The following is a 24200-nucleotide window of genomic DNA, read 5'->3' as shown; positions in this document are numbered from 1 at the left end:
TTAGGGCGTCCGGGCACGAACGATTGGCGACCAAGCAAGGAAATTCCAGCTGATGGAAATTTTTACCGCCGCCGGCCTCGCGGCCCTGCTCCAGGTCATTGCCATCGACCTTGTGCTTGCCGGCGACAATGCCATCGTCATCGGCCTTGCTGCGGCGGGCCTGCCGTCGGATCAGCGCAAGAAGGCGATTCTCGTCGGCATTGCGGCGGCCACCGTGCTTCGCATCTTCTTCGCTCTGATCACCCAGTGGCTTCTCACCATCGGCCCCATTCTCCTCATAGCCGGCGGCCTGCTGCTGCTTTGGGTGTGCTGGAAGATGTGGCGCGAGTTGCGTGTCAGCTACGAGCAGGAACATGACGCGACGGAAGCGTTGTCGAATGTCGATTACGACAAAAGCGGGACGATTGGCGGCAAAGGGCCGCGCAAGACCTTCGCTCAGGCAGCCTGGCAGATCGTCATTGCCGACGTTTCGATGTCTCTCGACAACGTCCTTGCAGTCGCCGGCGCGGCGATGGACCATCCGACGGTCCTGATCATCGGCTTGGCGCTGTCGATTGCGCTGATGGGCTTCGCCGCTTCGTTTGTCGCTCGCCTCCTGCATAAGTACCGCTGGATCGCCTATATCGGCCTGGTGATCATTTTCTACGTCGCCGTGAAGATGCTTCTGGATGGTGCTGTGCAGCAGTGGCCCGAACAGTTTGCGTTCCTGGCGCCCTGGTTCGGGCCGGGCGGTCATTGAAACCTTGGCAATGCCGGTCCGCCCGAGGCGCCAAGCCATTCCTCGGTTTGCCTGATTGCGGAACTATGCTATTGCGCCGTGCGAATTGTGCTTCTGCGAAAGTTCAAAAGATCAACATGCATCGAGACTTCCGGGCCGGGCCTAAGGGTTTCCGGCCCGCGTCCATTGGAAACCGCAAATGTCTGCCCCTCGCGTCAGTTTCGTCAGCCTTGGATGCCCGAAAGCCCTCGTGGACTCGGAGCGCATCATCACGCGCCTGCGCGCCGAGGGCTATGAGATCGCGCGCAAGCATGACGGCGCCGATCTGGTCGTCGTCAACACCTGCGGCTTTCTCGATTCGGCTCGCGATGAATCGCTCGATGCCATCGGCTCCGCCCTTTCGGAGAACGGCAGGGTCATCGTCACCGGCTGTCTCGGCGCCGAACCGGACGTCATCCGCGAAAAACATCCCAACGTTCTCGCCATCACCGGTCCGCAGGCCTACGAGAGCGTGATGGCTGCGGTGCATGAGGCCGCGCCCCCGAGCCACGATCCCTATGTCGACCTTTTGCCGCCGCAAGGCGTCAAGCTCACGCCGCGCCACTATGCCTATCTCAAGATTTCGGAGGGCTGCAACAACCGCTGCTCCTTCTGCATCATCCCGGCGCTGCGCGGCGATCTCGTCTCGCGGCCGGCGGCCGACGTGCTGCGCGAGGCCGAAAAACTGGCCAATGCCGGCGTCAAGGAAATCCTGGTCATCTCGCAGGACACCAGCGCCTACGGCATCGACATCAAATACCAGACCAGCATGTTTGGCGATCGCGAAGTGCGGGCCAAATTCCTCGATCTGTCGGAGGAACTCGGCAAACTCGGCGTCTGGATACGCATGCACTATGTCTACCCCTACCCGCATGTCGCCGATGTCATCCCGCTGATGGCCGAAGGAAAGATCCTTCCCTATCTGGACATCCCGTTCCAGCACGCCTCGCCGCGAGTGCTGAAGAACATGCGCCGGCCCGCCCACGGCGAAAAGACGCTCGACCGTATTCGCGGCTGGCGCGAAATCTGTCCGGATCTGGCGATCCGCTCCACCTTCATCGTCGGCTTCCCCGGCGAGACGGACGACGATTTCGAGATGCTGCTCGACTGGCTGGACGAAGCCAGGATCGACCGCGCCGGCTGCTTCAAATACGAGCCAGTCAGGGGCGCCCGCTCCAACGACCTCGGCCTCGAACAGGTTCCGCAGGAAATCAAGGAGGCGCGCTGGCACCGTTTCATGCAGCGTCAGCAGAAGATCTCGGCGACGCAGCTCGCCAGGAAGGTCGGCAAGCGTCTGCCAGTGCTGATCGACGAGGCGCATGGCACCTCGGCGAAGGGCCGCACCAGATACGACGCGCCCGAAATCGACGGCTCGGTGCATATCCAGTCGCGGCGTCCGTTGCGCGCCGGCGATGTCGTCACCGTCAAGATCGACCGTGCCGACGCTTACGATCTTTACGGCTCAGCGGTCTGACCGCATCTCGCACTACGGCGCCGCGTCCTTTCGGGCGGCAAAGGACGCCGCATAACACCTGATTTTGCGCATGGCCCTTCCGGAAATCGATCCCGATTTCGGGCTCTTGCTAAACGAAAGGGCGCCGCACGGCGCCCTTCCTGTCACGATTTTGGCCCAGCTTGCGCTTACTGCGGCAGCTTGTCGTCGACGCCCTTGACGTAGAAGTTCATGCCGAGCAGCGTCGGGTCGTCGGCGACTTCGCCTTCCTTCAGCCACGGCGTGCCGTCCTGCTTGGCGATCGGCCCGGTGAACGGGTTCCATCCTTCGACGATCTTCTTCTCGGTGGCTTCCGCCATCGCCTTCACGTCGTCGGGCATGTTGGTGTAAGGGGCCATTTTAACGGCGCCGTCCTTGATGCCCAGCCAGACATTGCCGGGCTTCCAGGTGCCGTCGAGCGCGGCCTTCACCCGGCCGATATAATACGGCCCCCAATCGTCGACGATCGAGGTCAACTGCGCCTTGGGGGCGAACTTGATCATGTCCGAAGACTGGCCGAAGCCCTGCAGTCCGCGCTCTTCGGCGACTTGCAGGGCAGCGGTCGAGTCGGTGTGCTGGACGATGATGTCGGCGCCCTGGTCGAACAGAGCCTTGGCGGCATCGGCTTCCTTGCCCGGATCGAACCATGAATTGATCCAGACGATCTTCGCCTTGAAATCCGGCTTGATCGACTGGGCGCCGAGCATGAAGGAATTGATACCCATCACCACTTCGGGAATCGGGAACGAAACGATGTAGCCGGCGACGCCCGACTTCGATTGCTTGGCGGCGATCTGGCCGAGGATGTAGCGGCCTTCGTAGAAGCGTGCGTTGTAGATGCCGAGATTTTCTGATGTCTTGTAGCCGGTCGCGTGTTCGAACATCACGTCGGGGAATTTCTTGGCGACCTTCACTTCGGGGTCCATGAAGCCGAAGGACGTACCGAAAATGATCTTGCATCCTTCGCGCGCCAGGCGCTCGAAGGCACGATCGGCATCGGGACCCTCGGAGACGTTCTCCAGATAAGCGGTCTCGACCTTGTCGCCGAGCGCCTTCTCCACGTCCAGGCGGCCCTGGTCATGCTGGTACGAATAGCCGAAATCACCGATCGGGCCGGTATAGACCCAACAGGCTTTCAGCTTTTCCTGCGCTTCGGCGGTCGCCGCCAGCGACAATGCCGCCGCCGCGGTCATCAGCGCAATAAGCAGTTTTTTCATCGTGTTACCTCTCTGAGTTAAGCCTTGGAGCTTCCCGTTTGTCTTTTTATCGTCAGCGATCCGGAACGAATGGCTGCCCCAAGGAAGCCGGTGTGTTCATCATCGTCAAACGCTTGTTGCGCGAGATTAGAACGAGAACCACGATGGTTGCCAGATAGGGCAACGAAGAAAGCAGTTGCGAGGGAACCGGAATGCCAAAAGCCTGTGCATGAAGCTGGCCGATCCAGACCGCGCCGAAGATATAGGCGCCCGCCAGCACCCGCCATGGCCGCCATGATGCGAACACGACCAGCGCCAGCGCAATCCAGCCGCGCCCGGCGGTCATGTTCTCCACCCATTGCGGCGTATAGACCAGCGACAGGTGGCCCCCGGCAAGGCCCGCACAGGCGCCGCCGAAGATCACCGCCAGGTAGCGGTAGCGGATGACCTCGATGCCAAGCGCATGGGCCGATGTATGGCTGTCGCCGATCGAGCGCAGCGTCAGCCCGGTGCGGGTCTTGAACAGGAACCACATGACGGCGGCGGTCAATGCAATCGAGATGTAGAAGATCGGGTCCTGGCCGAACAGCAATCTGCCGATGACGGGCATCGCCGTCAGGCCGGGAATGTCGAGGTTTGGCAGCCTCGCGCCGGGCTGGCCGACAAAGCTGGTGCCCATCATGCCGGAAAGCCCTAGGCCGAGCAGTGTCAGCGACAGGCCGGTCGCCACCTGGTTCGTGGCCAGCGACAAGGTCATGACGGCGAACAGCAGCGAAAACACCGCACCCAGGGCGATCGCCGCCAACAACCCGATCCATGGCGATCCGGTGAGATAGCCGGCGCCGAAACCGCCGACCGCCCCCATGATCATCATGCCTTCGACGCCGAGATTGAGCACGCCGGAACGTTCGACCACTAGCTCGCCGATCGCCGCGATCAGCAAAGGCGTCGCCGCGGTTGCGATGGTCAAAAGAATGTTGACGGTGATGTCCATCAGCGGGCCTCCTCCAGCTTCGGCGCGGCTTCAAGCGTCGGCGCAGCCAGGCCGATCAGACGAATGCGGTAGTGAATGAGCGTGTCGCAGCCGAGCACGAAGAACAGGAGCATGCCCTGGAACACGCGCGCCACCTTGTCGGAGATGCCGAGCGCGCTTTGTACCGCCTCGCCGCCAAGATAGGTCAGCGCCAGCACCAGGCCCGCCGCGACAATGCCTAATGGATTGAGCCGGCCGAGGAACGCCACGATGATGGCGGCAAAGCCGTAGCCGGGCGAAATCACCGGCTGCAGCTGGCCGATGGCGCCGGAGACTTCGGAGATGCCGGCAAGTCCAGCCAGTGCCCCCGACAGCATGAAGGCGAAGAACACCATCCGCTTGATGCCGAAGCCGGCGAAGCGCCCTGCCCTGGGGCTTGCGCCGAGCACGCGGACCTCAAAGCCTTTCAGCATGCGGCTCATCAGCATCCAGACCAGCACCGCCGCGACCAGCGCGAACACGAAACCCCAATTGGCACGGCCGGAGGCCGGCATCAGTTCCGGCAATATCGCCGAGTCGTTGAACTGTATCGTCTGCGGGAAATTGAAACCCTTCGGATCGCGCCACGGCCCGCGCACCAGCCAGTCGAGGAACAGCTGCGCGACATAGACCAGCATCAGGCTGGTCAGGATCTCGTTGGTGTTGAAGCGCGCCTTGAGCAGGGCGGGAATGGCGGCGTAGGCGGCACCGCCGACCATGCCGAACAGCAGCATCAGCGGCAGCACCAGAGGCCCTTCAAACTGTGGAAACAGCACCGGAACGCTCGAGCCGACAATGCCGCCCAGGATGAACTGGCCTTCCGCGCCGATGTTCCAGATGTTGGCTCTGTAGCAAACCGACAGGCCGACCCCGATCAGGATGAGCGGTGCCGCCTTGATCGCCAGCTCATGCAGCTGCCAGACCTGACTGACAGGCTCGAGGAAGTAGATCTGGAAAGCCTTCAAGGGATTGACGCCAAGCAGCGCGAACAGGATGGCGCCGGCAATGATCGTCAGCACGAATGCAATGAAGGGCGACAGCGCCGAGAACAGCATCGAGCGCTGCGGCCGTTTGACGAGTTCGAGGCGCATCATGACGTCTCCAGAGCGTGTTCGGCGTGGCCCGGCTCGGCCCCGCCCATTAGCAGTCCGATCTTTTCGAACGTGGCCTCGGCGATCGGCAACGGCTTCGACAATTCGCCATTGTGCATCACCGCGATCGCGTCGGATATCTCGAACAATTCGTCGAGATCCTGGCTGATGACCAACACTGCCGAGCCGCTGCGCGCCAATTCGATCAGCGTCTGCCTGATATGGGCGGCCGCACCGGCGTCGACGCCCCAGGTCGGCTGATTGACGACCATGACGCTTGGCCTGCGGTCGAGTTCGCGGCCGACGATGAATTTCTGCAGATTGCCGCCTGAAAGCGCTGCCGCCTCCGGGTCCGCAGCGCTCTTGCGCACATCCATCGCCTTGATGATGCGTTGGGCAGCGGCATAGATCGCATCGCTTTTGACCATTCCGCCGGCGCCGACAAACACCTTGCCGTCCGTGGCATGGCGCGACAGCAGCAGGTTTTCCGAAAGCTTCATGCGCGGTGCTGCACCGTGGCCGAGCCGCTCTTCCGGCACGAAGGCAGCGCCCATCAGCCGCCTGCCGGTGATGCTGAGGCCGCCGGCGTCCTTGCCGCGGATGCGTACCGAGGCGGCATCCTGCTGCGGCACCTCGCCGGAAACGGATTCGAAGAACTCGCCCTGGCCGTTGCCGGCGACGCCTGCAATTCCGATCACTTCGCCGGCGCGTACGGTCAGGTTGATGTTTCTGAGCGGGATCGAGAACGGCGTTGCCGGCTTGCGGCTGAGCGCGCAGATTTCAAGCAGCGGCTGCGCGGTCTCGATACCCTGGGCCGGCGCGCGCACCACGGCCTGCACGTCGTTGCCGACCATCATGCGGGCCAGCGATGCCGCGGTTTCCTTGCGCGGATTGCAATGGCCAACCACCTTGCCGTGGCGCAGCACGGTGGCGCGGTCGCAGATACGCTTGACCTCTTCCAGCCGGTGCGAAATGTAGAGGATGGACTTTCCTTCCGAGCGCAGCCGTTCGAGCGTCTCGAACAGCTTGTCGGCTTCCTGCGGCGTCAGCACCGAGGTCGGCTCGTCGAGGATGATGAGTTGCGGCGTCTGCAGCAGACAGCGGATGATCTCGATACGCTGGCGCTCACCGACCGAGAGGTCGCCGACCAGCGATTGCGGATCGAGCGGCAGGCCGTAGCTATAGGAAAGCGCCCTCGCCTTCGCGGCAATCGTGCTGATCGGCGAACCGTCGTCCAGCGACAGCGCGATGTTCTCGGCCGCAGTCAGTGCCTCGAACAGCGAAAAATGCTGGAACACCATGCCGATGCCAAGCTTCTTCGCAAAGCCGGGATTGGTGATCGTGACCGCCTGGCCGTTCCAGAAAATCTCGCCCGAATTGGGCTCCAGCGTTCCGAACAGCATTTTGACGAGCGTCGACTTGCCGGCGCCGTTCTCGCCGAGCAACGCATGGATTTCGCCTTTTGCGACGGTGAGATCGATATCGTCGCACGCAGTCAATGTGCCGAACGTCTTGGTAAGGCCACGAACCTCAAGCAGGTTGGCGTCGTCCTGATTTGCACTCACAGTGCCTCCCATCTGGTTTGCCAGATATGTTCTGTGTTCCCGCAGGCATGGTATGCGCGGCCTGCTGTCGTCGCAAAGCGGCACCCGTCTTGAAAGAGCTTCAAGAATTTCAGCGGAAACCTAACGCATCGGCCCGAAAATCGAAATCGATTTTCGGAAAGCACGATGCGTGGATTCAAAATGTCAGAGCGTGCTTTTGTGCGCCCAAGTGGACGCACGTCGCTCAAAGCGATGGCAAGGCTCAGGGGACAAGAATGGTTGTCCCGGTCGTCCTGCGGCCTTCGAGGTCGGAATGCGCCCTGCCGGCATCCTGGAGCGCGTAACGCTGATTGATCTTGATCTTGACCGCGCCGCTGAGCACGATTTCGAACAGCGCGGCGGCGGACGCCTCCAGGTCTTCGCGCCTGGCGTTGTAGACGAACAGCGTCGGACGGGTTGCAAACAGCGAACCTTTCTGCGCCAGCAATGACATGCTGAACGGCGGGACCGGTCCCGACGATTGACCGAAGCTGGCGAACATGCCGAGCGGCTTTAGGCAGTCGAGCGAGGCCGGAAAGGTGTCGTTGCCGACCGAATCATAGACGACGTCGCACTTCTTGCTGCCGGTGATGGCGAGGACGCCGGCGACGAAGTCCTGCTCGCGGTAGTTGATGACGTGGTCGAAGCCATGCGCCCTGGCGAGCTCGATCTTGTCGGCGGAGCTGGCGGTGCCGATCACGGTTGCGCCAAGATGCTTGGCCCATTGGCCGAGGATCAGCCCGACACCGCCGGCCGCCGCGTGAAACAGGATCGTGTCGCCCGCCTTCACCTTGAAGGTACGGCGCAGCAGATATTCCGCCGTCATCCCTTTCAGCATCATGGCGGCCGCCTGTTCGTCGCTGATACCGTCCGGCACCTTGACGACGCGATCGGCCGCGATCACGCGCTGCTCGGCATAGGCTCCAGTCGTCACGGCGTAGGCGATGCGATCGCCCGGCTTCAGCCAGTCGATATCCGCGCCCACTTCCACGACCACCCCGGCCGCCTCGCTGCCGGGTATCAGCGGGAAACCGCCTGGCGGCGGGTAAAGGCCGGAGCGATGATAGACGTCGATGAAATTGAGGCCGATCGCCGTGTGCCTGACCAGGATTTGCCCCGAGCCGGGTTGGCCCGGATCGGCGTCCTCATAGGTCAGGACCTCCGGACCGCCATGGGCGTGGATGCGTATTGCTTTGGACATTGATGAGGCTCTCTTGGGACCAGACTCTATGGGATCAGGTTTTCTTGGCGCCGAGCGTTGGAAAGAGCTGCATGATACCGCCGATGCATGCGAGGTAAAGTCCGGTGACCGTGATGCCGATCTTGGTGAAGACACTCACCTGCTCGCCCAGGACGCCGATCTGGTCGTAGAAGGCGGCAAGAGCTGCCTGCGCCAGCGCCAGCGCTCCGAAAGCGCACCATAGCAGCGTCATGCCAAGGTTGATCGGCCGCAGCCGCGCCACCCGCACCGGGTGGATGAAATTGATCGGCACAAAGGTCAGGATGCCGGCCACCACGACCACGGCGAAGGAAACCCATTGTCCCGGCTCGATGACGAACAGCGTGAACACCACCATGTTCCAGACCACGGGAAACCCCTTGAAGAAATTTTCCTTGGTCTTCATCCCGGTGTCGGCATAGTAGATCGCGCTCGACACGACGATGATCGCCGCCGACAGGAACGACAGGCCCTCACCCATGAAGCCGCGCTGGTAAAGCGCGAAGGCTGGTATCAGCACATAGGTGACGTAATCGATGATGTTGTCGAGGAGTTCGCCCGACCACGTCGGCAGGATTTCCTTGACCTCGAGCTTCCTGGCGATCGGCCCGTCGATGCCGTCGACGAACAGCGCCAGCCCCAGCCACCAGAACATCGCCGTCCAGCGCTGCTCGCTCGCCGCAACCAGCGACAGGAACGCCAGGAACGAGCCCGATGCGGTCAGCAGATGAACCGAAAATGCGCGCGCCTGCGGCCATGTGACTTTCTTCTTCGGCCTCGGAATCTTGTCGGCGATTTTCCTGGCCGTGATTTTTCCGGCCGTGATTTTTCTGGCCGTTGTTTTTTTGCTCACGGGCCCCGCCAGTCCAGCTTGCAGATTTCGGCCGAGCGGCCGGCAAAATTCCAGTTGCGACCGAAGGCCCGCATCTTGCTCTTGTCGGACCTGGCGACGATGATTTCCGGTGCGATCCAGTACTCCGAATTGCTGATCACCGTATCCTTGTCGCGGTCCTTGCCGGAAATCGGCGTCACCGCTCCATCGATGATCTTCGGGATCTGGAAGATCCGCGTCCTGTCGCGCGTCTCATAAGTGATCGGCGCCTGCTCGACGCCGAGGAACTTTCCGACCAGGATGGAGAGCAGCGAGGTGGTCCCGCCAGCCTTGCCGGTGAAAATCCTGGTCAGCGCCTTTACCGCGTAGACTGAGGCGCGCTTGTCGATGAACAGTCCGGCGGTCCAGTTGCCGCGGCTCATATAGCCGGGGATTTCCATGACCAGCCCAAGATTGAGGCCGGACAGCTCGACCTCGCCGAAATGGCCGGCATCGATGCGGAACCCCGCCCAGGTCTGGCAATAGCCCTCGGTCGGCGGATGACTGCCGAGAGACAGCACGCAAGGACAAAAAACCGTGCAATTGCAGGAGAGCACCAACTCTCCTTTCATTGCCCAGCCTTGATCCGCCATAGAATTCTCTCCCTATGCCGAGACTACTAGCAGGGCGGTTGCCCAGACAAGCAGTATCGCACCGGCGATCCGGGTTGGCAGCCTGCCCGCCGTCTGTTTTTCGATCAGGGTGAAGAGGCCGATCAACGCCAACCAGAACACGTTCATCACACCGACGGCGAACATCACCAGCATCAGCGCCCAGCAGCAGCCGAGGCACCAGACACCCTGCTCCATGCCGAGCCGGAAAATGCGGCCGGGCCTCGCGCTCCAGTTCGAAAACAGGATCGAGAACGGGCTTTTGCATTTTGTCAGGCAGGCTTCCTTCAGGCCGCTGAACTGGTAGAGGCCAGCAACCAGAAGCGCAGCCGCTCCTGTCGCTCCGACCACCGGATCGAGCATCTGCACAGATGAGGCGAAGGCGTGAACGATGAGCGTCAGCGCCGCAAACACTGCCGACGCAGCCAACCAGACGCTGAGGTAACCGGCGACCAGGATCAGCGGATGGACAACCGCTTCGCCCTTGATCCGCGCGGTATCGGCAATCTCGCAATAGGTGCGGATCATCGGCCCCGCCGAAGGCAGCATGGTGGCGACCGCCATCAGGAACCACATGACGATGAGCGCTCCGGCCTGCGCGCCGACGCCCCCGTCGAGCGGCGCAGGTGCAAGACAAAGACTGAAGAAGCGCTCGAGAAGATCCGGCAGCGGCAGCCCCGGCAGGTACCTGAGCATCGTGTCGCCGGGTGCATCGATACCCGGAACCCGGCTTTCGGCGCCACGTATGGCCACGGCGCCAAGCAGCAGCCAGGCCAGGACGACGGCTGCGCCCAAAACGATGTTCACCGCCAGTCGAGGATTGCGCGAGACGCTCGCCGCGGCGCGGCCGAAACGGTCGAGATGACTGAAATCATGGTCTTCGGCGGTCATGGCAATCGAATGGGCCGAATCGCCGCGTTGATCAAGCTGCATGATCTGATCTATATGCTCATCAGGTCGGACCGACCGCCTCGCATCGCAACCGGGAAGCCGAAATTGGACCGTCGGGACACAGCACGGATACTGGTGGCCGGCAGTGGCCCGGCAGGGCAGATTGCAGCGCTTGGTTTCGCAGACGCCGGCTTTCCCGTGACGCTCGTTGGACCCGAGGCAAATGGCCAGGACGGCCGCACGACGGCCCTGATGAACCCGGCCCTGAAGATCCTCGAACGGTTGGGCGTCCTCGATGCGGTGAGGTCCCAGGCCGCACCGCTGAAGGTGATGCGCATCGTCGATGCAACCAGCCGGCTGATCCGCAGCCCGGTGGTCATTTTCCGCGCCAGCGAAATCGGCGAGGAGCAGTTCGGATTGAATTTACCCAACAGTGCGCTCAACCCCGCACTTGCCCGTGTTGTTGCCGCCCATTCCGGCATCGAATGGCGAAAAGCGATGATAGAGACCTGGCGCCTCGAGGGCGACCATGCGCATGCGATCCTGTCTGACGGCAGCGAGATCACGGCATCGCTGGCCGTCGCTGCCGATGGCCGTCTGTCGCCGGCCCGCGAGGCTGCCGGCATCTCGACGTCGGCGCGGTCCTATCCGCAGGCGGCATTGGTTCTCAATTTCGGCCACCGCAGCGACCACGCGTTCACTTCGACCGAGTTCCACACCGAGACCGGCCCGTTCACCCAGGTTCCCCTGCCCGGCAACCGGTCGAGCCTTGTCTGGGTGGTAGAGCCGGAAACGGCGAAGGAACTCGCCGCACTGGACGACGCGGCGCTTTCGATGCGGATCGAACAGCGGATGCAATCGATGCTGGGCCGGGTTTCCGTCGAACCCGGGCGGCAGGTCTACCAGCTTTCCGGCGTGACGCCGCGGTGCTTCGCGCGCAACCGGGTGGCACTTGTCAGCGAAGCCGCCCATGTGTTTCCGCCGATCGGCGCGCAAGGTCTCAACCTTGGTATCAGGGATATCGATGATCTGATTGGAATTACTTGCAAAAACAGGGACGACCCGGGCGCCGTCAAGGCCCTCGCAGCCTATGATTTCAAGCGCCGGCCCGACATCCTGGCGCGCAGCAATGCGGTCAACCTGCTCAACAAATCGCTGCTCTCGCAGATGCTGCCGGCACAGATGGCGCGCAGTGCTGGCCTTGGCGTGCTCGGCGGATTCGCGCCGCTCCGCGCCTTTTTCATGCGCGAGGGGCTGCGGCCCGGCAGTGGTTTTGCAGCGCTCGCCGGCGGCTTAAGGAAACAGATCCGGCGCTAGCACAGGGCGGGCTGGCCCGTAGCTTGGCGGGGCGTCAACCGTTCGGCATTGAAATCATGCGGCGTCTGCGTCAAATAGGTCAGGTATCAGCCATAAGTCGGGCTCGATTTTTTGAAGCGTAACGCGTAAATTCAAGGTCTTAGGGAGTCTTTGCGCATTCCAAGGACGCGGCACTCTAGGACTTAGTGGTGAGTACCATGATGAAAACAGCCAAATTTTCGATCGGACAGGTGGTCCGCCACCGGCTGTTTCCGTTCCGCGGCATCATTTTCGATGTCGACCCGCAATTCGCCAACACCGACGAATGGTACGAGGCGATCCCGGCGGATGTGCGGCCGCGCAAGGACCAGCCCTTCTACCACTTGCTCGCCGAGAATTCGGAAACGGAATACATCGCCTATGTGTCTGAGCAGAACCTGCTCGAGGACCGGTCTGGCGAACCGGTGCGGCATCCGGAGATCGGCGAGATGTTCGACAAGAGGCCGGATGGACGCTACGAGCCGAGACGCCAGTCAAGACATTGACCTGATAAAAATTGCGGGGACCTGACGAAAATCGCGGGGACCTGACGCGATTGCGGGCCTCGTGGGATCAAGAAATGGCCGGACGGAACAAAAAAAGCGGGGCATGACCCCGCTTTTTGTTGCCTTGAGAAATTGTCTTGTTTGCCTCAGGAATCAGTTGGCGGTCTTCGCCTTGTCCTGCTCTTCCTTGAGCTTCTTGGCGAAGTCCTGGTTGTTCTTGGCAACGAAATCCTGAAGCTTCTTCTGCCGATCCTCGATGTCCGACTGCTGCAGCGGCGGCCCGTCGAAGGCGCCGCTGAAGCCAGTCAGAGCGACCTTGATCGGGTTCGGCTGGTTCTGGAAATTGACTGAGGTCAGCGTCAGGTTCGAACCCTTCTTGAAGGAATTGATGAGCTGATCGGTCAGCGGCACTTCCGCCACGCAGCGGTCGGGGAAGCAGATCACATAGTCGAGCTTCTGCGCCTTCGCGGTGTCGATCTGGAGGCCAATGCCGGGAGGAATCAGGCGACCGCTCGGAACCGTCACCTGGAACACCTTGCGGTTTACCTTGCCCTTCAATTCGATCAGGCTGATGCCGGTGACGAGCTGGCCGTTGCCGGCGGTGGTGATGTTCTGGACATTGCAGATGTCGACGTCTTCCTGCTTGGTGCAGGCTTTGAACCAGCCCTGCGGAATCTGCTGTTGCTGCTGCGCAAGAGCAGCGGGAAGCTGTGCGCCCAAAAAGCCGACCACTCCAGCGGCCATGACCGACAGGCGGTACGCGTTGCTGTTCAGGCTCGTCATATCGTGCACTTCCTCTCAAATGATCCCGGGACCGGCTTCTTCGCGCCGTGTGGTCCAGCTAACTGTTGCCGAATTGAGGCAACAGAATGACTTCGAACGGCGTGTTACACTGCAAGCGGTGCCGAATCCAGCCTGATGTCAGCAATTCTTGAGCTCGCGATTAGCCGGGAGGCGGTCGGCTCATGTTAGGGTGCGCTCCGAATCATCAAGCCGACCCGGTAAGGAGACGGTCATGGGCCGCGTTCTTGTTTGGCTGATCGCCGCGATTATCACCCTTTCGCCCCAGCCGGCCTTGTCGGAGCCAAAACACGCGATCGCCATGCAGGGCGAGCCGGCGCTACCGGCCGACTATGCGCATTTCAACTACGTCAATCCCGATGCACCGAAGGGCGGCAGCATCACCTATTGCGTCGTTGGCAGCTTCGACAATCTCAACCCTTTCATCCTGAAAAGCCTGCGCACGACGGCACGCGGCATGATCGACAGGATCTTCGGCAATCTCGTCTTCGAGCCGTTGATGCAGCGCAATGACGATGAGTCCTTCAGTCTTTACGGCCTGCTTGCCGACACTGCCGACATGGATCCGGAGCGCAAGAGCATCGAATTCCACCTCGATCCGAGGGCCAAATGGTCTGATGGCCAACCGGTGACTGCGGAAGACGTGCTGTTCACCTACGAGGTCTTTACCGAGAAAGGCCGGCCACCCTACAGCGCCCGCATGAGCATGGTCGCCAAACTGGAAAAGACCGGCGACCGCAGCGTGCGCTTTACATTCAACGACAAGGCTAATCGCGAGACTCCGTTGGTTATCGCGATGACGCCGATCGTGCCGAAGCACGCTTTCGACAAGGCGACCTTCGACAGGACCACGCTGAAACCGGTGATCGGCAGCGGCCCCTACACCGTGGCGCACGTGGCGCCTGGCCAGCGCATCGTGTTCAAGCGCAACCCGAATTATTGGGGCAAGGACATCCCCGCCAAGCGCGGTTTCGACAATTACGACCAGATCACCATCGAATATTTCCTCAACGCCAACGCCAAGCTGGAAGCTTTCAAGAAAGGCATCTGCGCTATCGCTGACGACAGCGATCCGGTCAAGCGCGAGCGCGATCTCGACTTCCCGGCCTTCCACAAGGGCGACGTGATCGCCGAAAAGTTCGACACCGGCATCCCGCCAGTGGTGACGGGGTTCCTGTTCAACACGCGGCTGCAGAAGTTCTCCAATCCGGTGGTTCGACGCGCACTCGGCATGTTCTACGACTTCGAATGGGCCAACAAGAACTTGTTTGGCGGCAAGTACATGCGCACCATGAGCTATTGGCAGAATTCCGAGCTGTCGGCACTCGGCCATCCGGCCGACGACAGGGAAAAGGCGCTCCTGGCACCCTACCCGGGTCGTGTGCCGGCCGATGTCATGGACGGCACCTGGCGGCCACCTGTCACCGACGGCTCGGGCCAGGACCGCAGGGTGCTGAAAGCTGCGTTCGACATATTCAAGGGCGCGGGCTATGCCCTGCACGATGGAGTGATGCTCGATCCCGAGGGGAAACCCTTCGGCTTCGAGATCCTGACCGCCTCCCAGAACGAAGAGCGCCTTGCCGCCATCTACCAGCGCACGCTTGCGAAGATCGGCATCGACGTCACCATCCGCAGCCTTGACGGCGACCAGATCCAGTCACGCAAGCAACGTTTCAATTTCGAGGTGCTGATCGGCGCCAGCGGTTTCGAGAACTCGCTGTCGCCGGGCATCGAGCAGTTCGGGCGCTGGGGATCAGCTGCCGCCAATGCCGAAGGGTCGTTCAACCTTGCCGGCGTCGCCGATCCGGCGATAGATGCAGCACTTGAGGCGATGGTCGACGCCCGCAGCCGCGAAGATTATGTTGCCGCCGTCCGGGTCCTCGACAGGTTGTTGATCTCCGGCCACTACATGGTTCCCATGCAGCACAACACGCAGGAATGGCTCGCCTACTGGAGCTATCTGGAACATCCGCGAAAGACCCCCATATCCGGTTATCGACTGCCGACATGGTGGCGCAAGCCGAAGTGACCACTTCGGAACAGGAGATCAAGATGAGCGACGAGAAGTCGATTACCGTCGATGTGGTCTCCGACGTCGTCTGCCCCTGGTGCTTCATCGGCCAGAAGCGGCTCGACAAGGCGATCGCCGCGGCAAACGAGGTCGAGGTGCATATTCGCTGGCGGCCGTTCCAGCTCGACCCAACCATCCCGCCCGAAGGCAAGGATCGCCGCGAATACATGATGGCCAAGTTCGGCAGCGACGAACGCATTCGCGAGATCCACGCCCGCATCGAGCCATTGGGGGAGGCCGAGGGCATCAACTTCGCCTTCGCCGCCATCAAGGTTGCGCCCAACACGCTGGACGCGCACCGCGTCATCCGCTGGGCTGGTGCCGCCGGCGAGGTCATGCAGAACCGGCTGGTGCGACGTCTGTTCCAGTTGAATTTCGAGGAAGGCGCCAATCTCGGCGATCATGTCGTGCTGATCAACGCCGCCCGCGAGGCCGGCATGGATGCGTCCGTCGTCGAGACGCTTTTGCCGACGGACGCCGATGTCGAGGCGGTGCGCACCGAAATCGCCACTGCTTCGCGCATGGGTATCACGGGCGTGCCGTGCTTTCTGCTTGAGGGCAAGTATGCGGTGATGGGCGCGCAAGACGTTGACACGCTCACCGACGCCATTCGCCAGGTTGCGGCGGCGAAGGCGCGGGGCGAGTTGGAGAAAGCGAACTGATGGACGTCCTTCCATAGGCGCCTTTGGCGACATTGCCACAGCAGCCAACGCCCTCGGGGCCAACGCCCTCCGGTCACTTTCCCGGTCGATATGGCAACAAGGATGACGGTGCATCTTTGCGTCGAGTCGTCTTCCGCAGCATAAAAATCGGCCGATCGATCACGATCTTGCCTCACAAAACTGTGCAAAAACTTTCCCTTGGGGAAGATGCTGACGCTTGCCTACGTGAACCAGCAACTCATTGAAATTATAGTGATAGTTTGAGTCGAGAGCGGCATCGCATCGCGTTGCCGCTGTTGCTTAATGGCAACGGCCAGGGGTTCAATCCTCCACAAGCCCGAGAAAAGATAATTGAAAATGATCAATTGGTGTTACTGTCTGTAACAAAACTAAAAGAGGTTTGGGCGGGATTGTGATTCGGGTCGGTAGACCAGGGCGACATTCAATATCGGAAAAATGGCTCCGCGGTGCCGCAAGGCCGCCGCTCCTGACACCAGTTTCCTCGATGCGCAGCTTCTGGGGACTGATGCGGGCCTACTGGTTCTCGGACCGCTGGGTGGAGGCTTGGACGCTGACGCTGGTCATCGCCCTGTTTACCGCGCTTTCCAGCAAGGCTGGCGTCTGGTTCGCCGAAGCATCCGGAGAACTGGTCAACTCGATTGCCTTCTACCACGACGCCGCGAACACCACGCCGCTCGCATCGCTGCTCACCAACGCCGGCGTGCTCATCCTTCTGGTCGTGCTCAAGGACGCGGGCTTTACCGGCATCCGCACTTTTGTTTCCGCGACGCTGCATCGCAAATGGCGCGCTTGGCTGGACAGCCGTTTCAACGCAGCGCTTCTCGACACCAATCACACGCATTTCCATGCTCAGCACGGTTCCTCCGGGGCTGCTGCCCCCGACAACATCGACCAGCGCGTCCAGGAATCGATCAAGGACATGACCGGCGGAGCCATCGGCCTCGCCATCGGGGTGATGGCTGTCGCCACATCGCTTTATTTCGTCGGCCGGAAACTGCTTGAAACCTCGGCAGAGGTGAAAGGGCTGGAGTTCCTCGGCAGCTATGGCAGCGCGGTCCTGGCTTTCCTTGCGGTCGCCATTTACGTGCCGCTGAACACCTGGATCGCGGTGAAGCTCGGCAGGTTGCTGGAACGGATCAACATCCGGATGCAGCAATCCGAAGGCAGTTATCGCGGCGAGCTGACCACGTTCCTGCGCCGCAGTTTCCATGTCGCCGCCTCCCAGGGCGAGAATGTGCAAAAGACGATGCACGAACGGCTTTATGTCGACATCGACCGCACCTGGGCAAGGCTGAACATCGTCAACACCAGCTATCGTTCTTTCGAGCTGGTCTACACTTTCATCGGCGCCCGCATTGTCGCCTATGCGCCGGGCCTGGTGCCCTATATCCACAACCGTTTCGACCTCAAGGGCTACATAACCGGCTCCGAGATGGTCAACTCACTCATCAATCAATGTTCGTGGTTCATCCATGTCATGCCTTCCATTGCGGCGCTGCGCGCCAACAGCCAACGCGTGACCGAACTCGCCAACGCGATCGAAAACGTCCAACACCCGCAGGAATTCTATAGTCTCACCGGCTGTTCCGATTTCCGCTACGACCGTCAGAACCCGGTTTTCGGCTTGACCATCCAGAAACTCGAGCTGACCCACCAGGGCGAGGACGCCACCCCCTTCCTGAGTGCTGCGAATTTGCGCTTCCGGCGTGGCGAGTGGACGTTCCTGAAGGGCGAATCCGGCTGCGGCAAGACATCGCTGATCAAGGCGATCAACGGCCTGTGGCCCTATGGCCGCGGCTCCATCGTCTTCCCGGAAGGGGTCGAAAGTTTCTATGCCGCCCAGGAGGTCAAGCTGCAGCAGGTCTCGCTGAAGCAACTGGTCTGCCTGCCCGGTTCAGAGCGCGATCACACCGACACGCAGGTTGCATCGGCTCTGCACAAAGCCGGCCTTGGCGATTTCATCGAACACATGGCCGATGAAAGCCGTGACGGAATGAGCTGGGACCAGGTGCTTTCGGGCGGCCAGAAACAGAAGCTGGTTGTCGCTCGTATCGTGCTGCAGCAGCCGGGGCTGCTGTTCCTTGACGAGGCGACCGGGGCGCTCGATCCGGAAGGGAAGATCGCTTTCCATCAGGCGATCAAGGACAATTGTCCAGACGTCACGGTGATCTCGATCATGCACGAGGCCGTGCCGCCAAGGTCGCTTTCGGGCGACGAATTCTACCACAGCATCGTTGCCATCGCGGATGGCGTCGCCATCAAGAAGCCGCTGGCGCCGAGCCTGCCGGTCGAGCTCACCACCATCCTCGCGCACCCCAGGCCAGTCGCGGAACCAAGGCCGGTCGAGGAAAGATGGCTGCGCTTCCCTCGCCGCATCAGACAGAAATAATGCATGTCGCGCAAAAGCATGCCCTCGGGCCTGACCGAAGGGTGTGCAGCGGTTTTGCGTCGCACGGAAGCTACTATGAAGACCGTCAGGATCGCTGCTGCCCAGACCCCTGAATTTTTGGAGGACATTGATGCAGCACTGGACTGTCTGGCGATCGTCGCGGCTCGCGCGAAAGCCGAAGGCGCGGTGTTGTTGTGTTTGCCGGAGGGCTTTCTTCAGGGGTATCTAACCGGCGAGCAATCGGCACGGCGCAATGCCCTCGACCTTACATCACCTGAGTTCGAGGCCATTATGAAGCGGTTGCCGAAAACGGGACCAATGATCGTCATGGGCATAATCGAGGTTGAGGATGGGCGACTGTTCAACACCGCGAACGTGGTAGATCGGGGTACGCTCATTGGTCGGTATCGAAAAAAGCATCTGCTCCGTGGCGAACAAGTTTTCGACGCTGGAAACGATAGCCATGTCTTCGAGGTCGATGGTCTGCGTTTCGGAATTAACATTTGCTACGACACGAATTTCCCGGAGGCCGCGCAGAAGATCGCGGACCTTGGCGCATCCCTGATTGTGTGCCCCACCAATAATATGCTCAGCCGAAAGAAAGCGGAGGCGTACAAGGATTTGCACAATGCCGTGCGGGGTGACAGATGCCGGGAGACGGGCCTTTGGCTTGTCTCGGCCGACGTGACTGGTGAGCGCCAGGGGCGAGTTTCCTTTGGTCCTACGGCGGTCCTTGATCCCACGGGCCAGGTCGCCGCGCAACTGCCCTTGGGCGAACCTGGATTGCAGGTCTTCGATCTTCCTGGCGATCGGTAAGACGCGAGGTATTGGCGAGCACAGTCCTTTTTTCGCCCGAAATTCGGACATTTGCGACAAGTTGACGAATCGAGGTCTTATCGCCATTCTTGGTTTGGCGTGACCTACGCCTAACCTCCCAAGACCCTCCCCAGCATGGTCTTAAACGGAGGCAAAGGGACTTCAGTCTCGGGTCGCTGTCTTGGTCCGACCGTTTCGGGCGTGGTTGCTGGGGAACTTGCGTCCGGGACGTGAAAGGCCTGACAATGACGCAAAATGGAAATCTTAAACGTCGCGTACGTGCTCGCGCAGCCAAAACGGGCGAATCTTACACAGCTGCTCTCAAGCACATTCGCCAGACATCACCGGACCACCCTGAGCCTGAGCCTAAATCAGTGCGGTTGGCCGTAGCGCAAACTACCTTCTACAATGATCCTCGCGACATCTCCCGGCTTCGGGCTAGCGGGCTAGAAATGCGGCGCTTGATGCGTGAGGCACATAAAGCCGGGGCGCGACTTCTGCATTTTCCCGAGGGCGCAACCTGCTCACCCAACAAGCGTATTATGTCCGTTAGCGGACCCAAAGAGATCGGCCCTTCCGACTGGGACAGGTTCGAATGGGCTGCTCTGCGAGAGGAACTGGACGCCACTAGGAAGCTTGCGCGAGAGCTTGAGCTATGGACGATTTTCGGTTCGGTGCATCAACTCACCCAGCCGCACCGACCACATAACAGCCTGTATGTCTTCTCTGATCGTGGGGAGCTGGTGACACGCTATGACGAGCGTATGCTGTCGAACACGAAAATCTCGTTCATGTACTCGCCGGGGAAAATCCCAGTGACGTTCGAGGTTGACGGTGTTCGCTTCGGCTGCGCGCTCGGCATGGAGTCGCACTTTCCGGAAATATTCATCGAATACGAGCAGCTTGATGTCGATTGCGTCCTATTCTCGACTACCGGCGAGTCCTCTACCGCCGGTCCAGCCTTCGCCGTAGAGGCGCTAGGACATGCGGCAAGCAATAGGTATTGGGTCAGCTTTTCTGCCCACGCGCCGCAAAGCCTGACGGCCCCTTCGGGAATAGCTGCCCCCGATGGTCAATGGGCCGTGCGGTGCTCGGCAGACGGTACACCCGCTATTACCGTCGCGGACATCAAAACTGATCCGGAACATCCTGCGCGGCCGTGGAGGCGAACGGCTCGCTCCGACCTCTATTCACATCATCAGGTAAACAGTGATCCGAGGAGCGACGGGCGCAACGTGTTCTGAGGAGCAGCTAACGGCCTGTGGGGGCAGTTTGCCCCCTGGCCGGACAGCTTGCTGCGATCCCTGCATTACTCAAGAATTCCAAAATAGGTCTTTCGTCCCAGACCTGGACTTCAATGAAGCGATCATAGCGCCGTAGGTGATCTGTCCTCCAACGCTCGCCGGGCATTCCGAAATCTTGGACTACTCGCTTGATCTGAAGCAACGTGAACACCTGTCCGTGGTATGGTTGCCGCTCAGGCCGATGGTCGTCATGGGTCGCAATAGGCAGGCTGGCCATGCTATCGGGATAGGTGAAAGTGAGCACGTCTGAAGGAAACTCGGCAAGCGGCATCACCATGGAGCATGGCCGAGAGAGGTCTTGGCCATCTGCGAAATCACCGAGAAAGAAGTAGATCGGTCTATTCCGTCGAGTTTGCCCTAAGAGTTGTCGCCTCTCGTTGATCAGCCATGCCTCTGTTTTGAGCCGTCTACCAAGATAATTTGCCTTAATGGGCCGCTTGCCCGCATCCCGGATGCGTTGCAGGATCTGCTCTGCTTCGGCCAGAGGCAAATCGCATAGATTCGAGAGGAAGACGCCTTCCGGATCGTAGTTATGCGTCACAACCTCTGGAATCGTATTCACTGGCTCAGCTCGAATCTCGCTCGGTGCTCCATCTTAACTTGGAAAGACCCTGCCGGCACTATCGCGGTCAATCTTGTCGCGGATTGGTGATCTGAAATTGCGCTCGAGTGGCGCTGCACCATTGCCTTCGTGCATGCTCCGTTGGTGACGAAACGGGAAAAACGTCAGGCGCGCTCGCCGTCCCTCACCCGGTAGGTCGGCTTGTACATGGTGACGAGTTCTTCCGCCGCGGTCGGGTGCACGGCCATCGTGCGATCGAAGTCATCCTTGGTCAGCCCGGCCTTCAGCGGAATGCCGAGAAGCTGCGCCATCTCGCCGGCATCAGGCCCGAGGATATGGGCACCGAGCACCTTTTTCGAGGCGCCGTCGACCACCAGCTTCATCAGCATCTTTTCGTCGCGGCCCGACAGCGTGTTGCGCATCGGCCGGAAGCTGGCGCGGTAGACCTCAACGTCGGAAAAACGCTTTATGGCCTCGTCTTCCGACAGGCCGACCGTGCCGATCTCGGGCTGCGAGAACACCGCGGTGGCGATCGTTTCATGGTCGGGCGCGGTCGGGTTGCCCTTGAAGGCGGTCTCGACGAAACACATCGCCTCATGGATCGCCACCGGCGTCAGTTGCACGCGGTTGGTGACGTCGCCGATGGCCCAGATGTTGTCGATGCTGGTGCGCGAATATTGGTCGACATGGATAGCGCCGGTCCTGGTCATCTCGATGCCGACGCCCTCAAGCCCCATGTTTTCGGTGTTGGGGAGACGGCCGATGGCGAGCATGACCTGATCGACCGTCAGCACTTTGCCGCCGGTGACGACTGCGTCGAGGCGCCCGTCGGGACGCTTCCTGACCCATTCGGACACGGCATGGCAGAGGATTTTTATCCCCTTCTTTTCCATCGTCTCGTGCAGCATCCGCCTGAGATCCATGTCGAAGCGGGAGAGGATCTCCTTGCCGCGATAGACCAGCGTGGTGTCGACGCCGAGGCCGTGAAAGATGTTGGCGAATTCGACGGCAATATAGCCGCCGCCCTCGATCATGATCGCGTCAGGCAATTCCTTGAGATCGAAGGCCTCGTTGGAAAAGATACAATGCTCATGGCCGGGCAGAGCCGGGTGTGGTGCCGGGCGGCCGCCGGTGGCGATGAGAATCTGGTCGGCGGTGACGGTGCGGTCCTCGCCGAGAAGATGCACCGCATGCGGATCGACCAGCATGGCGCGTGACTGAAACGTCTCGCCGCCGGCGCCTTGGACATTTTTCCTGTAGATGGCTTCCAGCCGGCTGATCTCGCGATCCTTGTTGGCAACCAGTGTCTGCCAGTCGAAGCTCGCCTGCGGCACGGTCCAGCCGTAACCGGCGGCGTCGGCAAAGTGCTCGGGAAATTGCGAGGCATAGACATAGAGCTTTTTCGGCACGCAGCCGCGGATGACGCAGGTGCCGCCATAGCGGTATTCCTCGGCGATGCCGACGCGCTTGCCGAGTGCCGCCGCCACGCGCGCCGCCCTCACCCCGCCGGAGCCGCCGCCGATGACGAAAAGATCGTAGTCATAGACGGCCATGGCGCGGCTCCTTGCCCTTCAAAATGTCTGAGACAGGTAGGCTGCAAACCGCCAAAAGAAAAGCCCGGACGCAGCCCATCCTGTCGGACGCGCAACGGAGGCGGGCTTTCCGGTCCAGCAGCGATGACGCCGCCGGAAACAGGCTCAGTTCTTCGGTGCTTCCGGCTGCGTGCCATCAGCAGGAGCCGCGGCATTTGACGGTGCTGTGGCCTTTGCCGCCGCGGCCAGCGTTTCGCCGACCTGCTGGGCGAGATCGCGAGCGAGGCCGTTCTGCCATATCTCGGCGGCCTTGAGCAGCTCACGCGTCACGGCCTGGCCGCTGTCGAGCAGTTTCTTGCCGGTATCGGAATTGTAGAAAGCGGCGATTTCGGTAAGCTCTTTTTCAGAAAATACCTTGGCATAGGCCAGGGCCGCTTCCTTCTCGAGATCGGCGCGGCGCGAGGCCAGCGCCAGAGCCTTTTCGCTAACCGTTCTGCCGATCAACTCCTGCATGTCCGGGTTCTTTTGGATAAGCTGCTGCTGAAGCGCGGCGGCGGCCTGCGGCAGGATGTTGTCGAACGGGTCCGTCGCGTCGATCGCCGCGACTGCGGCGCGGGCCGCCTTCAGATGCCCTTCGCTGACGTCCTGCGAGAACGCCGGCGATGAAAACGCAAAGACGGCCGAAGCTGCCAGAATTGCAGAAAAACGGCGAACCCGGTTATGCAACGTCATGATCGGTAGAACTCCCTGGTTTTCGGGCGGCATGGACGGTTTGGACGCCGTCGCCGGCTATGATGGCCGCTGATGCCAGCCCGATGAAAAGACCATGCTCGACCACGCCCGGAATGGCATGGAGAGCATTCGAAAGCGCTCTTGTATCCGGAATGCGGCCAAAAGATGCATCGAGGATAAAATGGCCGCCGTCTGTAACAAAAGGCTGGCTTCCCGTCATCCTCAATGTGACGGGGCCGGAAAGGCCGAGCCTTCCGGCTGCCGCGGCGACGGCGATTTCCGTGGCACGCAGGCCGAACGGGTTGACCTCGATCGGCAGTGGAAAACGGCCAAGCGTCTCGACCATCTTCGAACGGTCGGCAATGACGATCATGCGGGCGGAAGCCGCCGCCACGATCTTTTCGCGCAGCAGCGCACCGCCGCCGCCCTTGATCAATGTCAGCTCCGGATCGATCTCGTCGGCGCCGTCGATGGTAAGGTCGAGCTCGGGCGTTTCTTCCAGCGTCGAAAGCGGCACGCCAAGCTCGCTGCAGAGGGTGGCGGTGCGCTCCGAGGTCGGCACGCCGATAATGGTAAGGCCGGTGGCGACCTTTTCGGCGAGCCGCCGAACGAACTCTTCGGCCGTCGAGCCGGTGCCGATGCCAAGCCGCATGCCATCGCTGACATGGGCAAGTGCCGCCCGCGCGGCCTCGACCTTCAGTTGCCTCGCATCCATGCTTTGCCCCGGATTTCGCTTGTTTCGGCGC

At 61.1% G+C, this 24200-nt stretch carries 22 protein-coding genes; 9 read left to right on the top strand and 13 right to left on the bottom strand.

What is annotated here, in order from left to right; genetic code table 11:
- Positions 1-52 precede the first annotated feature (52 nt).
- Together BLT09_RS04285 and rimO are read left to right on the top strand one after the other, a co-directional pair.
- Positions 53-739, top strand: coding sequence for a TerC family protein (locus tag BLT09_RS04285; RefSeq protein ID WP_023801832.1), 687 nt, complete (start codon positions 53-55; stop codon positions 737-739).
- A 178-nt stretch (positions 740-917) separates the two neighbouring features.
- Positions 918-2231, top strand: coding sequence for a 30S ribosomal protein S12 methylthiotransferase RimO (gene rimO, locus BLT09_RS04280; protein WP_091590991.1), 1314 nt, complete (start codon positions 918-920; stop codon positions 2229-2231).
- Between the two features lie 167 nt (positions 2232-2398).
- Here rimO and BLT09_RS04275 read toward each other — a convergent pair whose 3' ends face one another.
- From BLT09_RS04275 to BLT09_RS04240, 8 genes are all read right to left on the bottom strand, one after another.
- Positions 2399-3466, bottom strand: a complete 1068-nt coding sequence (locus tag BLT09_RS04275; RefSeq protein ID WP_023801834.1) for a BMP family ABC transporter substrate-binding protein — start codon at positions 3464-3466, stop codon at positions 2399-2401.
- Positions 3467-3518: 52 nt separating this feature from the next.
- Positions 3519-4439, bottom strand: a complete 921-nt coding sequence (locus BLT09_RS04270) for an ABC transporter permease (protein ID WP_027151731.1) — start codon at positions 4437-4439, stop codon at positions 3519-3521.
- Complete coding sequence (locus BLT09_RS04265; protein ID WP_091590990.1) at positions 4439-5551, bottom strand: ABC transporter permease; 1113 nt, start codon at positions 5549-5551, stop codon at positions 4439-4441. The genes BLT09_RS04270 and BLT09_RS04265 overlap by 1 nt, the downstream gene beginning before the upstream one ends.
- Positions 5548-7125: an ABC transporter ATP-binding protein gene (locus tag BLT09_RS04260; protein WP_167366334.1), complete on the bottom strand. Its 1578-nt coding sequence runs from the start codon at positions 7123-7125 to the stop codon at positions 5548-5550. The genes BLT09_RS04265 and BLT09_RS04260 overlap by 4 nt, the downstream gene beginning before the upstream one ends.
- Before the next feature lie 229 nt (positions 7126-7354).
- Positions 7355-8332 carry a quinone oxidoreductase family protein gene (locus BLT09_RS04255; protein WP_091590988.1) on the bottom strand — a complete coding sequence of 326 codons (978 nt, stop codon included), beginning with the start codon at positions 8330-8332 and terminating at the stop codon, positions 7355-7357.
- A 34-nt stretch (positions 8333-8366) separates the two neighbouring features.
- Positions 8367-9203: a phosphatidylcholine synthase gene (gene pcsA / locus BLT09_RS04250; protein ID WP_023801839.1), complete on the bottom strand. Its 837-nt coding sequence runs from the start codon at positions 9201-9203 to the stop codon at positions 8367-8369.
- Positions 9200-9814 (bottom strand): DUF1326 domain-containing protein, encoded by a 615-nt coding sequence (locus BLT09_RS04245; protein ID WP_023801840.1) that lies wholly within the window; start codon positions 9812-9814, stop codon positions 9200-9202. Before BLT09_RS04245 ends, pcsA begins: the two co-directional genes overlap by 4 nt.
- A 12-nt stretch (positions 9815-9826) precedes the next feature.
- Entirely contained in the window at positions 9827-10765 is a 939-nt protein-coding gene (locus tag BLT09_RS04240) for a DUF2182 domain-containing protein (protein ID WP_091590986.1), read from the bottom strand.
- A gap of 63 nt (positions 10766-10828) precedes the next feature.
- Here BLT09_RS04240 and BLT09_RS04235 point away from each other — a divergent pair, with 63 nt between their 5' ends.
- Both BLT09_RS04235 and hspQ read left to right on the top strand, forming a co-directional pair.
- Entirely contained in the window at positions 10829-12040 is a 1212-nt protein-coding gene (locus BLT09_RS04235; protein ID WP_091591743.1) for a UbiH/UbiF family hydroxylase, read from the top strand.
- 200 nt (positions 12041-12240) lie between these two features.
- Positions 12241-12564, top strand: coding sequence for a heat shock protein HspQ (gene hspQ, locus BLT09_RS04230; protein WP_023801843.1), 324 nt, complete (start codon positions 12241-12243; stop codon positions 12562-12564).
- A gap of 153 nt (positions 12565-12717) precedes the next feature.
- Here hspQ and BLT09_RS04225 read toward each other — a convergent pair whose 3' ends face one another.
- Complete coding sequence (locus tag BLT09_RS04225) at positions 12718-13347, bottom strand: invasion associated locus B family protein (protein WP_091590984.1); 630 nt, start codon at positions 13345-13347, stop codon at positions 12718-12720.
- A 232-nt stretch (positions 13348-13579) separates the two neighbouring features.
- On the opposite strand from BLT09_RS04225, the gene BLT09_RS04220 reads away from it, so the two are divergent.
- The 5 genes from BLT09_RS04220 (at position 13580) to BLT09_RS04200 (ending at position 20568) form a co-directional block, all read left to right on the top strand.
- Positions 13580-15394, top strand: coding sequence for an extracellular solute-binding protein (locus tag BLT09_RS04220; RefSeq protein WP_091590982.1), 1815 nt, complete (start codon positions 13580-13582; stop codon positions 15392-15394).
- A gap of 23 nt (positions 15395-15417) precedes the next feature.
- Positions 15418-16098 (top strand): DsbA family oxidoreductase, encoded by a 681-nt coding sequence (locus tag BLT09_RS04215; RefSeq protein ID WP_091591742.1) that lies wholly within the window; start codon positions 15418-15420, stop codon positions 16096-16098.
- Between the two features lie 505 nt (positions 16099-16603).
- Positions 16604-18508, top strand: coding sequence for an ABC transporter ATP-binding protein/permease (locus tag BLT09_RS04210; RefSeq protein WP_167366333.1), 1905 nt, complete (start codon positions 16604-16606; stop codon positions 18506-18508).
- Positions 18509-18583: 75 nt separating this feature from the next.
- A complete protein-coding gene (locus BLT09_RS04205) occupies positions 18584-19324 on the top strand; it encodes a carbon-nitrogen hydrolase family protein (RefSeq protein ID WP_091590981.1) in 741 nt (246 codons plus the stop codon).
- A gap of 245 nt (positions 19325-19569) precedes the next feature.
- Positions 19570-20568: a carbon-nitrogen hydrolase family protein gene (locus BLT09_RS04200; RefSeq protein WP_091590979.1), complete on the top strand. Its 999-nt coding sequence runs from the start codon at positions 19570-19572 to the stop codon at positions 20566-20568.
- A gap of 7 nt (positions 20569-20575) precedes the next feature.
- On the opposite strand, the gene BLT09_RS04195 is transcribed toward BLT09_RS04200, so the two are convergent.
- From BLT09_RS04195 to rpiA, 4 genes are all read right to left on the bottom strand, one after another.
- Complete coding sequence (locus tag BLT09_RS04195; RefSeq protein WP_139172489.1) at positions 20576-21190, bottom strand: hypothetical protein; 615 nt, start codon at positions 21188-21190, stop codon at positions 20576-20578.
- 164 nt (positions 21191-21354) lie between these two features.
- Complete coding sequence (gor, locus tag BLT09_RS04190; RefSeq protein WP_091590975.1) at positions 21355-22743, bottom strand: glutathione-disulfide reductase; 1389 nt, start codon at positions 22741-22743, stop codon at positions 21355-21357.
- A gap of 144 nt (positions 22744-22887) precedes the next feature.
- The gene (locus tag BLT09_RS04185) at positions 22888-23454 is read right to left on the bottom strand and encodes a DUF2059 domain-containing protein (RefSeq protein ID WP_091590973.1); all 567 of its coding nucleotides are present in this window, start codon (positions 23452-23454) and stop codon (positions 22888-22890) included.
- Complete coding sequence (gene rpiA, locus BLT09_RS04180; RefSeq protein ID WP_091590971.1) at positions 23441-24169, bottom strand: ribose-5-phosphate isomerase RpiA; 729 nt, start codon at positions 24167-24169, stop codon at positions 23441-23443. The genes BLT09_RS04185 and rpiA overlap by 14 nt, the downstream gene beginning before the upstream one ends.
- Positions 24170-24200: the final 31 nt, after the last annotated feature.

The sequence above is a fragment of the Mesorhizobium muleiense genome (assembly GCF_900099905.1).
In the GTDB taxonomy this organism is placed as follows: Bacteria; Pseudomonadota; Alphaproteobacteria; order Rhizobiales; family Rhizobiaceae; genus Mesorhizobium; species Mesorhizobium muleiense.
The sequence above is the reverse complement of the archived record's forward strand: the minus strand, read 5'-3'. Positions and strand labels throughout refer to the sequence as shown.

Excerpts from the sequence above, each read along its gene's own strand:
- BLT09_RS04285 (WP_023801832.1), top strand. The coding sequence starts at position 53 with ATGGAAATTTTTACCGCCGCCGGCCTCGCGGCCCTGCTCCAGGTCATT.
- rimO (WP_091590991.1), top strand. The coding sequence starts at position 918 with ATGTCTGCCCCTCGCGTCAGTTTCGTCAGCCTTGGATGCCCGAAAGCC.
- BLT09_RS04275 (WP_023801834.1), bottom strand. The coding sequence starts at position 3,466 with ATGAAAAAACTGCTTATTGCGCTGATGACCGCGGCGGCGGCATTGTCG.
- BLT09_RS04270 (WP_027151731.1), bottom strand. The coding sequence starts at position 4,439 with ATGGACATCACCGTCAACATTCTTTTGACCATCGCAACCGCGGCGACG.
- BLT09_RS04265 (WP_091590990.1), bottom strand. The coding sequence starts at position 5,551 with ATGATGCGCCTCGAACTCGTCAAACGGCCGCAGCGCTCGATGCTGTTC.
- BLT09_RS04260 (WP_167366334.1), bottom strand. The coding sequence starts at position 7,125 with ATGGGAGGCACTGTGAGTGCAAATCAGGACGACGCCAACCTGCTTGAG.
- BLT09_RS04255 (WP_091590988.1), bottom strand. The coding sequence starts at position 8,332 with ATGTCCAAAGCAATACGCATCCACGCCCATGGCGGTCCGGAGGTCCTG.
- BLT09_RS04245 (WP_023801840.1), bottom strand. The coding sequence starts at position 9,814 with ATGGCGGATCAAGGCTGGGCAATGAAAGGAGAGTTGGTGCTCTCCTGC.
- BLT09_RS04240 (WP_091590986.1), bottom strand. The coding sequence starts at position 10,765 with ATGCAGCTTGATCAACGCGGCGATTCGGCCCATTCGATTGCCATGACC.
- hspQ (WP_023801843.1), top strand. The coding sequence starts at position 12,241 with ATGAAAACAGCCAAATTTTCGATCGGACAGGTGGTCCGCCACCGGCTG.
- BLT09_RS04225 (WP_091590984.1), bottom strand. The coding sequence starts at position 13,347 with ATGACGAGCCTGAACAGCAACGCGTACCGCCTGTCGGTCATGGCCGCT.
- BLT09_RS04220 (WP_091590982.1), top strand. The coding sequence starts at position 13,580 with ATGGGCCGCGTTCTTGTTTGGCTGATCGCCGCGATTATCACCCTTTCG.
- BLT09_RS04215 (WP_091591742.1), top strand. The coding sequence starts at position 15,418 with ATGAGCGACGAGAAGTCGATTACCGTCGATGTGGTCTCCGACGTCGTC.
- BLT09_RS04210 (WP_167366333.1), top strand. The coding sequence starts at position 16,604 with ATGCGCAGCTTCTGGGGACTGATGCGGGCCTACTGGTTCTCGGACCGC.
- BLT09_RS04205 (WP_091590981.1), top strand. The coding sequence starts at position 18,584 with ATGAAGACCGTCAGGATCGCTGCTGCCCAGACCCCTGAATTTTTGGAG.
- BLT09_RS04200 (WP_091590979.1), top strand. The coding sequence starts at position 19,570 with ATGACGCAAAATGGAAATCTTAAACGTCGCGTACGTGCTCGCGCAGCC.
- gor (WP_091590975.1), bottom strand. The coding sequence starts at position 22,743 with ATGGCCGTCTATGACTACGATCTTTTCGTCATCGGCGGCGGCTCCGGC.
- BLT09_RS04185 (WP_091590973.1), bottom strand. The coding sequence starts at position 23,454 with ATGACGTTGCATAACCGGGTTCGCCGTTTTTCTGCAATTCTGGCAGCT.
- rpiA (WP_091590971.1), bottom strand. The coding sequence starts at position 24,169 with ATGGATGCGAGGCAACTGAAGGTCGAGGCCGCGCGGGCGGCACTTGCC.